The sequence below is a fragment of the Acinetobacter gyllenbergii genome (genome assembly GCF_001682515.1).
In the GTDB taxonomy this organism is placed as follows: Bacteria; Pseudomonadota; Gammaproteobacteria; order Pseudomonadales; family Moraxellaceae; genus Acinetobacter; species Acinetobacter gyllenbergii.
Genome location: NZ_KV575262.1, coordinates 329,152 through 342,040, shown reverse-complemented (window position 1 = coordinate 342,040; position 12,889 = coordinate 329,152). Strand labels below are relative to the sequence as shown.

The 12,889-nt window shown below is 42.7% G+C and carries 10 protein-coding genes; 8 read left to right on the top strand and 2 right to left on the bottom strand.

The genetic code is table 11. The features are described from left to right. Positions 1-12 precede the first annotated feature (12 nt). The 4 genes from NG55_RS07610 to NG55_RS07595 are packed head-to-tail and all read left to right on the top strand — an operon-like array spanning position 13 to position 3,925. Positions 13-681, top strand: a complete 669-nt coding sequence (locus NG55_RS07610) for a 3-oxoacid CoA-transferase subunit A (protein ID WP_005316637.1) — start codon at positions 13-15, stop codon at positions 679-681. Further along, on the top strand, positions 681-1,334 hold the full coding sequence (locus NG55_RS07605; RefSeq protein ID WP_065342895.1) for a 3-oxoacid CoA-transferase subunit B: 654 nt from the start codon (positions 681-683) through the stop codon (positions 1,332-1,334). The genes NG55_RS07610 and NG55_RS07605 overlap by 1 nt, the downstream gene beginning before the upstream one ends. Positions 1,335-1,373: 39 nt before the next feature. After that, positions 1,374-2,690: an outer membrane trimeric porin-like protein DcaP gene (gene dcaP / locus NG55_RS07600; protein WP_065342894.1), complete on the top strand. Its 1,317-nt coding sequence runs from the start codon at positions 1,374-1,376 to the stop codon at positions 2,688-2,690. Positions 2,691-2,707: 17 nt separating this feature from the next. After that, a complete protein-coding gene (locus NG55_RS07595) occupies positions 2,708-3,925 on the top strand; it encodes an MFS transporter (RefSeq protein WP_016541031.1) in 1,218 nt (405 codons plus the stop codon). 23 nt (positions 3,926-3,948) lie between these two features. Here NG55_RS07595 and NG55_RS07590 read toward each other — a convergent pair whose 3' ends face one another. After that, positions 3,949-4,401, bottom strand: a complete 453-nt coding sequence (locus tag NG55_RS07590) for a PaaI family thioesterase (protein ID WP_141669887.1) — start codon at positions 4,399-4,401, stop codon at positions 3,949-3,951. A 303-nt stretch (positions 4,402-4,704) separates the two neighbouring features. On the opposite strand from NG55_RS07590, the gene NG55_RS07585 reads away from it, so the two are divergent. The 4 genes from NG55_RS07585 to NG55_RS07570 all read left to right on the top strand — a co-directional run bounded on the left by NG55_RS07585 (position 4,705) and on the right by NG55_RS07570 (position 9,097). Further along, the gene (locus tag NG55_RS07585) at positions 4,705-6,507 is read left to right on the top strand and encodes an acyl-CoA dehydrogenase C-terminal domain-containing protein (RefSeq protein ID WP_065342893.1); all 1,803 of its coding nucleotides are present in this window, start codon (positions 4,705-4,707) and stop codon (positions 6,505-6,507) included. A 43-nt stretch (positions 6,508-6,550) separates the two neighbouring features. Then, entirely contained in the window at positions 6,551-7,339 is a 789-nt protein-coding gene (gene paaG / locus NG55_RS07580) for a 2-(1,2-epoxy-1,2-dihydrophenyl)acetyl-CoA isomerase PaaG (RefSeq protein ID WP_065342892.1), read from the top strand. A gap of 82 nt (positions 7,340-7,421) precedes the next feature. Then, positions 7,422-8,177 carry a class II aldolase/adducin family protein gene (locus NG55_RS07575; RefSeq protein WP_065342891.1) on the top strand — a complete coding sequence of 252 codons (756 nt, stop codon included), beginning with the start codon at positions 7,422-7,424 and terminating at the stop codon, positions 8,175-8,177. Next, on the top strand, positions 8,174-9,097 hold the full coding sequence (locus NG55_RS07570) for a 2-hydroxyacid dehydrogenase (protein WP_065342890.1): 924 nt from the start codon (positions 8,174-8,176) through the stop codon (positions 9,095-9,097). The genes NG55_RS07575 and NG55_RS07570 overlap by 4 nt, the downstream gene beginning before the upstream one ends. A gap of 119 nt (positions 9,098-9,216) precedes the next feature. Here NG55_RS07570 and NG55_RS07565 read toward each other — a convergent pair whose 3' ends face one another. Beyond that, complete coding sequence (locus NG55_RS07565; protein WP_065342889.1) at positions 9,217-12,690, bottom strand: indolepyruvate ferredoxin oxidoreductase family protein; 3,474 nt, start codon at positions 12,688-12,690, stop codon at positions 9,217-9,219. Positions 12,691-12,889 lie beyond the last annotated feature (199 nt).

The following is a 12,889-nucleotide window of genomic DNA, read 5'->3' as shown; positions in this document are numbered from 1 at the left end:
GGGATACGTGAGATGATAAATAAAATCACCCAGAATATTGAACCGATTTTAAAAGCAATTCCAGATGGTGCAACTATCATGACAAGTGGCTTTGGGGTCACAGGCCAACCTGCTGAGCTCATTGAAGCTTTAATTGATCTGGGGAAAAAAGAGCTGACCATTGTGAATAACAATGCCGCTTCCGGTGATCGGGGATTAACAAAATTGATCATCGCAGGTTGTGTGAAAAAAATGATTAGCTCATTTCCAAAGTCGGCAGGCTCAACTGTATTTCAAGACTTGTACCGTGCAGGAAAAATTGAGTTAGAACTCGTGCCGCAAGGCAACCTAGCTTGTCGCATTCAAGCCACAGGCGCTGGTTTAGGGGCCATTTTTACGCCTACAGGCTACGGAACTAAAATTGCTGAAGGTAAAGAAACGCGAACCATTAACGGTAAAAATTATGTACTTGAATATCCAATCGAAGCTGATTTTGCCCTAATTTATGCCGACAAAGCTGATCGCTGGGGAAATTTAACCTATCGGAAGGCTGCACGAAACTTTGGTCCGATTATGGCCAAAGCAGCAAAAACAACCATTGTTCAGGTCAACGATACCGTTGAAATTGGAACACTTGATCCTGAATGCATTATTACACCTGGAATTTTTGTGCAGCATGTTGTGAAAGTAGGAGATATTTAATGTCAGTTCAAAAACGTTCTCGAGAAGAAATTGCCATGTTGATTGCACAAGATATTCCTGAAGGTTCTTATGTGAATTTAGGAATTGGCTTGCCGACCAATGTGGCCAAGTATCTACCTAAGGATAAAGAGATATTTCTGCATTCTGAAAATGGTGTTTTGGCTTTTGGACCACCTCCACAACCTGGCCAAGAAGACGAAGATTTGGTCAATGCAGGCAAGGAGTTGGTGACTTTGCTGGACGGTGGCTGCTTTATGCATCATGGTGATTCTTTTGACATCATGCGTGGTGGGCACTTGGACATTTGTGTTATTGGCGCTTTTCAGGTGGCTGTCAATGGAGATTTAGCCAACTGGCATACAGGTAAGCCCGATGATGTACCTGCTGTCGGTGGTGCAATGGATCTGGCTGTGGGTGCAAAAAGTATTTATGTCTATATGGAACATGTGACTAAAAAAGGTGAAGCAAAAATTGTTGATGCGCTCACTTATCCAATAACTGGGGAACAGTGCGTAGATCGTATTTATACCGATTTATGCATTATTGAGCTCAAAGATCAACAAGCCTATGTCACGGAAATGGTAGCGGGTTTAAGTTTTGATGAATTACAGGCGCTGACAGCCTGTCCATTGATTGACGCGACAGTGGTTTAGCCTTACACCCACGGGAAAGGCTTCTTAAAGGACTAAAAGATGAAAAAATTAATTTTAGCTGCAGCTTGCGCTGCGGCTTCAGGGACTATTTTTGCAAATTCTTCTGATATCACAGAACAAAGAATTAATTTGCTAGAAACCGAGCTGCAAAAATTAAAAGCAGAACTTGCGGCTCAAAAACAAACTCAAAATAATTTACAGGTCAAACAAGTAAAGATTGAAGAGAACATAGAAAAAACTAAAGCAACGGTAACAGAAAAGCCCGTTGCACCTTCTTGGGTGACATGGACAGATAATGTTAAAGTCTATGGAATTGCCCGACTAGATGCCGCGGTTGATTTTAAGTCTTCTCCAGATTCAGGCGGTAGAACCACAAGCAGTATCTATCGAACTCCATTTGAAAGCGCGCAACGCTCAAACCATTCCCGTTCGGATGCAAGCATAAATGCCAGCCGACTCGGTGTCTATTTCAACAGTCCAGACACGGCGATCAAAGGAAATGTGGAGGCTGATTTCTTTGATAGTTCCAATATGGGAACTGGTGATGGTAAATTCCGTATTCGCCATGCTTATTTTACCTATAAAGACTGGACCTTTGGCCAAACCTGGTCATTAATGTCCAATATGGAAACCCGAACAGAATCGGTCGATTACACCCAGTTTATCGGTACATCTTATACACGCACACCTCAGGTGCGTTATGACTGGAAAATTGATCAGAATCATGATTTGAAAGTGGCATTTGAATATACGGGTTCACGTGTTTCCGCTTTTCCAACATTGACGGGGCGATATACCTTCAAGCAAGGACCGTTAATGACATTGGCTCAAGGCTTTGTGAATGAGAAATCTGTGGACGTGGCAAAAGAGACGGTCAAGAAAGTCAGCTGGGGAGCGGGTGCGGGACTCAAATATCAACTTGATCCACAGCAATCTGTTCAGGCGAACTATCAATATATTGTAGGTGATCAAAAGTTCATGCCTTATACCACGCAAAGTGGGTTGGTGAATGCTACGCCATTGAATGCAGCAGGGGATTTCTCTTTAGATCAGGATAAAACCGATTTAATGATGAATAAGCTAAACAGTTTTAATCTCGGTTATTCGTATAAATTCAATGATCAATGGCGTACCAATGTATCGGCTTCGCTATTTGAATATGATGACAACACTGAATATGCCAAACTGAATCAGGATGCCAATAAACGCTTAACTGATTACGCCGTCAATGTCTTCTATTCACCTGCCGAGCAAATTGATATTGGGATGGAATATCATCAAGGAAAACGTGAGGTATTTGATGGCAGAACGGCGGATGTGTCACGCCTTAACTTTGTGTCGATGTATAAGTTTTAAAAATAAGGCAAGGGAACATGGATAAAATAGCTCGGCTCGATACAGACGCGATATTGTCAAAAAGCTTTATTTTTATCATGGCGATGACATGTGGAATTTGTGCGGGTTCAAACTATTATAACCAGCCGTTGATTTATTCAATAGCAGATGCATTAAAAGTCAATGCCGATCAAGTTGCTTTAACCATTGTCATTAGCCAACTGTCATATGCAGTTGGCCTTTTTATTCTGGTTCCCTTAGGTGACTTTTTTGAAAAGCGAAGTTATATTTGCTTGCTTATGTGTTGTACAGGCCTTGCACAAGTAGGGCTATCCTTGAGTCAAACCTTGCCAGTTTTATATGGCTTTACCTTTTTAGCGACATTCTTTTCTATTGCAACTCAAGTTTTAGTTCCTTTCGCCGCAGGTTTAGCCAGCCCACAAAAAAGTCCTCAAGTTGTAGGCACTCTCATGAGTGGTTTGTTTTTGGGAATATTATTGGCACGTTCTATTGCAGGCTTACTTTCTACAATTTGGTCTTGGCACGCGGTTTATTTGATTAGCGGAATTGTCATTTTGGGGTTTGCTTGGGTGATGTGGATGAAGTTGCCAGTTGCACGTAAGTCTCACCAACTCAATATTCTACAGATTTATGGTTCATTATTTTCATTAGCAGCTCATCAGCCTCATTTACTGCGCCGTGGTTTTGCCGGAGGAATTGGCTTTGGAATTTTGGCTCTGATTTTTACCACCATGACTTTTATTTTGGCGAATGAGCCTTATCACTTTAACGATTTTCAGATTGGTTTATTTGGAATTGTTGGCTTGGCTGGCGTATTTGCGACCCCTTGGGCAGGTAAGAAAATTGCGGCAGGGCTTGAAAATAAAATTGCGATGATTTGTATGGGGCTATTAATAAGTGCATGGATACCGCTATTTTTTGCACAGCAGTCTCTAGTTGCTTACGCTGTTGGGGTTGTTATGGCTTATTTCGGTTTGTCGGCATTTCATGTTTTAAATCAAAATCTAGTCTATCGAATTTCGGCGGAAGCGCGTTCTCGTATTAATTCTATTTATATGACCTTATATTTTGGCGGAGCGGCTCTAGGTTCCTTTATTGCCGTATATGCTTGGAAACATTGGGGGTGGACGGCATGTGTGATACTTGGAGTAATGATGGCAATCATCAGTTTTATGATTGATCGCCTAGATTTTCATGCAATGAATAACGCAGAGGCGCAGAAAAAAGCACTATAAAGAGGAGTTTGATATTGCTCTTGCTATGTTTTGCGAATGATCATTAAGGTTGCCGAGGCAAAGGCATACACTTTGCCGTTTTCATCTACGATTTTACCTTCGGTACTAATAATATTTCGGCCCGCATTAATTAACTCGGCTGTCGCATAGTAAGACGTATCAATCTGCATGGGGCGAATCATTTTTACATTTAGGTCGATGGTGCCATAACCAACCCCATGTTCCAGTAAGGTATGCGCTGCACTCCCTGTAACGGTATCCAGAGCTGTTGCACAAAAACCGCCATGTACACCGCCTTGTATATTTCGATGTTCCTGTCCAGGAGTAACTTTATAGGTTGCTTTTCCTTTTGAAACCTCAATGAGTTCCATAGGTAGCGTGTGGGCCATAGGAGAAGGAGACACCTCACCATTTTTTAAAGCCGTTAAAAATTCAAGACCAGTATATTTCGGGTTATCCATAAATCGTCCTTGGATATTTAAGCAATCTCATCACAATACTATAAATTAAATTTTTACGGAATATTATTTCGTAAAACAAAATTTTAAATTCTCTTTAATTTCTGCTGTTAATCATGATTAATTAAAATATTTGTTAAAATACAATAAACTATGTTTTGTGATAGAAGTTTATTGGTGTTTTAAACAAAATAAGCATTATTAAAATGAAAATAAATTTTGCAATAAGAAATTTATTTGATATTTTTGAGGTTAGGAAAAATAAAAGTTCCCTCAGGAGCAGTGCTGTCTCTTCAGGGAAGAAAGACAAGGGAAAAAATCATGCCTTTATACAAAGCTCCTCAACGCGATATGCAATTTGTACTACATGAATTGCTTCAAACCGAACAAAATTACCAAAAATTATCTAAATATCAGGATGTCGTCAGTCGTGAACTGGTGGATCAATATTTGGAAGCAGCAGCAGATTTTTGTGAAAATGAACTGGCTCCAATCAATCAAAATGGTGATCAAGAAGGTTGTCATTTAGATCAAGGTTTTGTGACCACCCCGCAGGGCTTTAAAGAAGCTTATGATAAATATGTGGAGCTCGGCTTTACCTCACTCACTGCTGGTCCGGAATATGGCGGGCAGGGCTTACCCACATTGCTCCGGATTGCGATTTCAGAGATGCTTTGTGGTTCAAACTGGGCATGGGCAATGTATCCTGGTTTGTCGCACGGTGCGATGCGAACCATTGAGCATCACGGCACTGAACAGCAAAAACAGGTATTTTTAAGCAAGCTGATCCGTGGTGTTTGGACAGGAACCATGTGTTTAACGGAATCGCATGCAGGTTCAGACTTAGGCTTGATTCGTACCAAGGCTGAACCGAATTCAGATGGAAGTTATGCCATCACAGGAGAAAAGATTTTTATTTCCGCAGGGGAACATGATCTTTCAGAAAATATTATCCACATTGTGTTGGCTCGTTTACCAGATGCGCCGACAGGCACTAAAGGGATTTCTCTGTTTATTGTGCCGAAATTTAATGTAGATACTCAGGGCAATGTGCAAGATCGAAACAATGTGCTGTGTAGTGCGATTGAACATAAGATGGGGATTCATGGTAACGCAACCTGTGTTTTAAATTTTGATGCTGCAAAAGGTTATCTAATTGGTCCTGAAAACCGTGGGCTCAATTGTATGTTTACCTTTATGAATACCGCCCGGATTGGCACTGCTGTACAAGGTCTGGCTGCCTCTGAGATTTCATTTCAAGGTGCTTTAGCTTATGCCAAAGATCGCTTGGCAATGCGTTCTTTATCTGGAGCAAAATGTCCTGATAAAAATGCGGACCCCATTATTGTTCATCCTGCTGTACGCGCCATGTTAATGACGCAAAAAGCATTTTCAGAGGGTGGGCGTGCCTTGGCCTATTTTCTGGCTAAGCATGTCGATATTGTTGAAACTTCAGATGATCCCGAGCAACGCAAAATGTCGGATGAATTACTGGCCTTTTTAACTCCGATAGCCAAAGCATTTTTAACAGAATCAGGCAATGAGTCTGCCAAGCATGGTGTTCAAGTATTTGGCGGTCATGGCTTTATTGTAGAGCATGGAATGGAGCAAATTGTACGCGATGCAAGAATATCCACCTTGTATGAAGGTACCACTGAAATCCAGTCTTTAGATTTACTGGCGCGAAAAGTACTGAAGTCTGAAGGAAAACTGTTAAAAAACATGACGGATTTAATTGAGCAGTTTGTTAGTGAACAGCAATCCAATGAAGTCTTGAAACCTTATTTAGAAAGATTAGCTGAGCTTAAACAACAGTGGTTGACACTGACTAAAACGATTGCAGAGAAAGCCAAGCAAGATCCTGAAGAAATTGGTGCTGCTTCAGTCGATTATCTTTATTTTTCCAGCTATGTGGTATTCGCCTATCTTTGGGCGCGTATGGCACAAGTTGCCCATGAAAAACTAGCCGAAGGCACGCAAGAGCAAAAATTCTATCAGGCCAAACTCAGTACAGCGAAGTTTTTCTATCAAAAACTTTTACATCGTACACAGAGCTATGCTGCTTCTATTGAGTCTGGAGCAGAGTCCGTGATGGAACTTGATGAGGACGCCTTTTCATTCTGAGTCTGGTCTACAGCTTGTAAATTTTTTCAGAGAGTAGTGACAAATGGATTTTGAACATATTTTGATTCGTCAACAGAACTGTGTCGGTTATTTAACGCTTAATCGCCCAGAAGTACTGAATAGTTTCAATGAACACATGCACCGTGAAATTGCAGCAGTTTTAGACCTTTGGGCAGTTTCGAAGGAAATAAAAGTGATTGTGATCTCTGGCGCAGGTAAAGGTTTTTGTGCTGGACAGGATTTAAGATCAAGAAGTCATACTGTCATTGCTGCCCCAGATTATGATGCAGGAGCTGCTTTAGAAAAATTCTATAATCCTCTGGTGCTTAAAATTACAGACATGACCAAACCTGTAATCGCTGCAGTGAATGGTGTAGCTGCTGGTGCAGGTGCCAATCTGGCATTCGCCTGTGATTTGGTGGTGGCCAAACAGTCTGCTTCATTCATACAGTCTTTTTGCAAAGTCGGTTTAATTCCTGATGCAGGCGGCACATGGAATTTACCGCAGTTGATCGGTTTGGCGCGAGCAAAAGGGCTGACCATGTTGGGAGACAAGCTTTCTGCCCAGAAAGCCTTGAATTGGGGGTTGATCTGGGAGGTTTATGAAGATGAGCTTTTCGATGCAAATGTCACCGCATTGGCTGAACAGTTAGCGGAGCAACCCAGTAGTTCGATTGCATTGATTAAACAAGCTTTAAACCGTGCTACACACAACACCCTTGCTGAGCAATTGCAGCTGGAGCGTGAATTTCAACGTATTGCAGGACAATCAGATAACTATAAAGAGGGTGTGGCAGCATTTATGCAAAAGAGGAAACCTGACTTTAGCTAGATACATTGACTGTGCATGACATTTACATCCAAAAAATGAAAAATAGTACTTGATATCGTAAGCACTTAAATAAGGAGATAACATGAGTCTAAAAGAAATGGTTTCGACAACCGAATGGGAAGCACGTTGTCAGTTAGCTGCTCTATATCGATTGATTGCCTATTATCGTATGACAGATCTTGTTGATACCCATATCAGCCTACGTGTAGCAGATGAGAAAGGGCATTTTCTGATTAATCATTATGGTATTCCATTTGAAAGAATGAAAGCCTCTGATTTGGTTAAAATAGATAGTGAAGGCAATATCGTAGAACATTATGATGCTGGTAAAACGGTGAATGTGGCTGGTTTTGTCATTCATTCAGCCTTGCATACAGCGCGTGAAGATATTCACTGTGTAATCCATACCCATACCGCAGATGGAATTGCAGTTTCAGCACAGAAGCATGGCTTGTTACCCATCTCGCAACACGCACTGAAATTTTATAAAAAAGTCAGTTATCACGAGTATGAAGGAGTTGCTTTACTGACGGAAGAAAGAGCGCGATTGGTCGATGATTTAGGAGACAATCGTGTGATGATTTTAAGAAATCATGGATTGTTGGCAACTGGCGATAGTGTGCAGCGTGCATTTCATGAAATTTACTTTCTAGAGCGTGCATGTCAGGCACAAATCAAGGCACTGGCAGGGGGAACAGAACTCCATTTTCCCTTAGAAGCGGTGTGTGAACATACCACCCAGCAATTCGAATCCGCAGGTGTTGAAAAAATTATTCTAAATGCCTGGAATGCAGCCTTGTCTTTAATTGAACTGCAACGTGAGGAATACTGCACATGATTGTGATTGCCACGACTGTACCCAAAGTTCAAAAATGGCTTGAAGATGCTTTTTTACAATACGCACCACAAGGTTCGTATTGCCTAGCCGACAGCGAACAGGCTCAATCTGCGACCACTGCAGTTTCGTGGTTTCCGGATCTGGATCATTTAGAAAAATTGCCTGAATTAAAACTGATTCATTCAATGGCTGCTGGTGTTGAGCATCTGAATTTGCAGCGAATTGGCACGCAGTATAAAGTCTGTCGGGTGGTCGATCAGTTACATCAAAAAGGTATGTTCGATTATTTGCAGTGGGGCATTTTATATTATCAACGATTTTTTGATCAGGCTTTTAGACAGAAGAAACAACAACAATGGCGGCAGTATCCACAACGAGAACATGCTGAATTGAAAATTGGAATTATGGGCTTGGGGCAAATGGGCGGATATATGGCCAAGCAATTTGCTGCGCTCGGTTATCAAGTGTCTGGTTGGTCTCGTAGCCCGAAAAATATTGCACATGTGAGCTGTTATGCAGGTGATGAAGATTTTGACACGTTCTTGGGACAGGCTGAAATTCTGATTAATTTATTACCACTTACAGAAAATAATCAGGGTATTTTATCAAAATATTTATTTGATTTGCTTCCTGAACAGGCCTGTATCATCAATTGTGGTCGTGGTCAGCATCTGGTTGAGCAGGATTTATTAAATTATCTGGATTCTGGACGTTTACGTGGTGCAATTTTGGATGTCTTTGCAAAAGAACTCTTAGTTGAAAATCATCCACTTTGGCAACATGAAAAAGTGGTGATCACGCCACATGTTGCTTCACATGCACCTTGGTCGGTTGTGGTGAATCAAATTTTAGAAAATGATCAGCGTGTTATTCAAGGGCAAGCATTATTAAATCAGGTGGACACTTTGAAGGGGTATTAATGGATAAATATTCTCAGTTCAAATCATCAGTCAGTCCTACCAACTTTTAATTGTGAATCGACTGACGGAGCCTATCATTTGTTATTTGACATGCCCAGTCAGTGATTTATTTTAAGGCATTAGCCTTTATTGCTGAGTTCTTTAGATAGCTCATCCCAGCGTTGGTTTGCGACTTGCATGGCCTGCATTTTGATATGTCCAAAGCCACGCACTTCAGCAGGTAGTTCGGCAATCTGTTCTGCAATAGCCAAATTATAGCTGTTTGGCGATGAGATCAGGGTTTCAACAAAGGCGATATAACGTTCTCGCCATGCCTGTTCATGTTGGCGCTCTTGCTGATGAGTAAATGGATCAAAGAAGCTTTCGCGCAGCCATTGTAAACGTGCCAGCAACATCATTGGAAAGCGCATCCAATAGCCAAAGATACGTTTACGGATATTTTGATCGGTACCCAAGGTCGGTGGTGCAAGATGATAGGAAAGACGGACACCACTTCCGAATTGAGATTCGATTGATTTTTTAAAGCTTGCACCTGTTAACAAGCGGGCAACCTCGTATTCATCTTTATAGGCCATGACTCGATATAGTTGGGTTGCGATGGTGCTTGCCAATGCTTCAGGAAGCAATTTAGCCACTTGTTCTAACAGCATTCTGTAGCGATCTGCATAAGCCTCATCCCAATAGTCTTGCAGACGTATCGTGCGATCGTTGATGAGTTCAGTGAGTGTTTGTGGCGCATTGGTTCTTGGCAGGCTGGCGAGTAAAGCAGTGACTAAGTCTGGATCGCTGGCGAGATGGCAACCAATACGGAAGGCTTCAAGATTTTTGTCAATCGCCGTGCCATTCAGTTGGATGGCTTTTTCAATACTTTCACGTAACAGAGGAATTTGTCCTGATTGCCAAGCCATCCCCAAGAGCAGTTGATTGGCATAGATCGCATCGCCTAAAACCTGTGTTGCGATTCGTGCAGCAGGTAAGGCGAGCAGATTTTCTTTGTGGACACGGCCACGCAGACGATCAATTAAATCGTTAATCGGTGCATACCAGTCGCGCTTGTTAATAAAGTCAGAGGTCGGTGAACCATCTTCATTGACGATTACCATCGCATCTTGTTTTAAACGGGATAGCGCGGCATTACTGCCTGCGACAATAGCATCTGCACCAATCAATAGATCACATTGATGTTCTGGAATTTTAGTCGATGATATTTGCGCATCATCTGCGGCAATTTGGATATAGGAATACACCGTACCGCCTTTTTGCGCCAGCCCAGCCATGTCCATGACACGGGTGGCTTTGCCTTCCAGATGGGCTGCCATACCCAGTAAAGCTCCAACGGTGACCACACCTGTACCGCCAACACCACCGACCATAATACGATTCGGCGTATCAACAAGTTGAGGAATGATGGGGCGTTCAGGCCAACCTGTGGCAAAACCTTCAAACTTGGCGGGGCGTTTCATATCTCGGGTATGCACAGTGACAAAGCTTGGGCAGAAGCCTTCGACACAGGTGAAGTCTTTATTACAGCTGCTTTGGTTAATCTGACGTTTGGTGCCTAATGCAGTTTCGACAGGTTCAATCGACAAGCAATTGGATTTTTTAGAACAATCACCGCAGCCTTCACAAATGTCACTATTGATATAAAGGCGTTCAGCTGGGTCTGGGTAAGCATCACGTTTACGGCGACGACGCTTTTCACTGGCGCAGGTTTGCACATAGATTAAAGCGGTGACCCCCGAAATATCACGTAACTCACGTTGTACTGCATCAAGATCATTACGATGGCGGATTTCGACATGTGGCGCAAGGTGCTCTTCAGCATGGATCAGCTCAGGTTCATCCGTGACAATGACTTGTTTTTTAATACCTTCTGCATCGAGCTGGCGAGTCAGTTGCGCGACACTGAGATGTCCATCGACATGCTGGCCGCCCGTCATGGCAACCGCATCGTTATAGAGGATTTTATAGGTAATGTTAATGTTTGCAGCGATGGCTTGCCGAATCGCGAGATAGCCTGAATGGAAGTAGGTACCATCACCGAGATTGGCAAAAATATGCTTTTCATTGGTGAAATGCGATGCACCCGCCCAACTGACACCTTCACCACCCATTTGCGAGAAGGTTTCGGTGCCGCGATCCAGTGACACCGCAATATAGTGACAACCGATGCCACCCAGTGCACGACTACCTTCTGGTACGACGGTCGAGGTATTATGTGGACAACCGCTGCAGAAATAGGGTTTACGCTCGGCCAAATCTAGTACACGGCGTGATTCTTGCTCAGCTTTATGCAGTAAATCGACACGACTCTGGATTTGCTGTCTTAAACTTTCAGGCAAATCTAATTTTAAAAACCGTGCTGCCAACATTTTGGCAATCGGCTCAGGCTGGAACTCGTAATGACCAATCAATGGAGCTTCTTCAAATGAGGTACTCCATTCACCTTTACCATGAGGTGCTTTGCCGATCACATGCGGACGTTGCTCATCAGGTAGGGAATACAATTCGTCTTTAATTTGTGCTTCAAGAATTGGACGTTTTTCTTCGACCACAATCAGTTCTTGTAAACCTTCAGCAAATTCACGTAAACCTTGTGGTTCCAAAGGCCAGATTAAACCGACTTGATAGACCCGAAGACCCAGTTGTTGCGCTGTTTCATTTTCAATGCCGAGGATGCGTAAGGCTTCAATGGTATCGAGATAACCCTTACCACTGGCTGCAATGCCGATACGGGCATGCTCACACGGCCATGTGATCTGATTGAGTTGATTGGCACGCGCATAGGCCAATACTGCGGGTAAGCGATATTGATATAGCCGTTGTTCTTGTTGGATGCCATGATCTGGCCAGCGAATATGGATGCCGTTGGCAGGCAGCTCGATTTCAGGTAAAACAGGTGTGACACGATCGAGATCGACAATCACTGAAGCTGAAGTTTCAACGATTTCACTGACCAGTTTCATCGAGGTCCAGACCCCAGCAAAACGTGACATGGCCACCGCGTGGACGCCCAAATCGAGAATATGTTGCACCGAAGTTGGATAGAAAATTGGAATACCACAACCCATCATCACATGTTCAGATTGGTGGGGAACAGTCGACGATTTACAGGAATGGTCATCCCCAAACAGGGCAACTACGCCACTATGTTCGGCAGTTCCTGCGAGGTTGGCATGGCGAAGTACATCACCTGAGCGATCTACACCTGGGCCTTTGCCATACCACCATGCAGTAACACCATCATATTTGCCTTGGCCTGCAAGGTTGGCTTGTTGCGTGCCCCAAATGGCAGTCGCCGCGAGGTCTTCATTGATACCGGGTTGAAAGACGACATTGTGATCTTTAAGTATGCCTCCAATTTGCCAAAGAAAATTATCATAGTTGCCGACAGGGGAACCGCGATAACCTGAAATGAAGCCGGCAGTGTGTAAGCCGTTCAATTCATCACGGCGAGTCTGTGCTAGAGGTAACCGAACCAGTGCTTGTATGCCTGTCATGTAGGCTGAACCGTGATCACTGATATATTTATCGTCCAGTGATACATCTTTAGTAGCGATCATTTTTGGAGTAACTTTTGTCGCTATATTCATTTATGTCTCCTTAGAATTGTATGTAGTTTTGACTACTTTCTTTTTTCAACATCCGGTTGAATATTTGGAGTAAGTACATCTGAAGCAAAAGATTAAGTGGCTGCGTAATTAAAAAAAGCTGCTCAATCAATGTACATATTTGTCATTGTGGTTGATCCAGACTGGTGCAACAATGCGTAATTTAGAAAAAGATATTTAC

Bases quoted from the DNA above. Each gene is read 5' to 3' on its own strand.
- NG55_RS07610 (WP_005316637.1), top strand. From the start codon at position 13: ATGATAAATAAAATCACCCAGAATATTGAACCGATTTTAAAAGCAATT.
- NG55_RS07605 (WP_065342895.1), top strand. From the start codon at position 681: ATGTCAGTTCAAAAACGTTCTCGAGAAGAAATTGCCATGTTGATTGCA.
- dcaP (WP_065342894.1), top strand. From the start codon at position 1,374: ATGAAAAAATTAATTTTAGCTGCAGCTTGCGCTGCGGCTTCAGGGACT.
- NG55_RS07595 (WP_016541031.1), top strand. From the start codon at position 2,708: ATGGATAAAATAGCTCGGCTCGATACAGACGCGATATTGTCAAAAAGC.
- NG55_RS07585 (WP_065342893.1), top strand. From the start codon at position 4,705: ATGCCTTTATACAAAGCTCCTCAACGCGATATGCAATTTGTACTACAT.
- paaG (WP_065342892.1), top strand. From the start codon at position 6,551: ATGGATTTTGAACATATTTTGATTCGTCAACAGAACTGTGTCGGTTAT.
- NG55_RS07575 (WP_065342891.1), top strand. From the start codon at position 7,422: ATGAGTCTAAAAGAAATGGTTTCGACAACCGAATGGGAAGCACGTTGT.
- NG55_RS07570 (WP_065342890.1), top strand. From the start codon at position 8,174: ATGATTGTGATTGCCACGACTGTACCCAAAGTTCAAAAATGGCTTGAA.
- NG55_RS07565 (WP_065342889.1), bottom strand. From the start codon at position 12,690: ATGAATATAGCGACAAAAGTTACTCCAAAAATGATCGCTACTAAAGAT.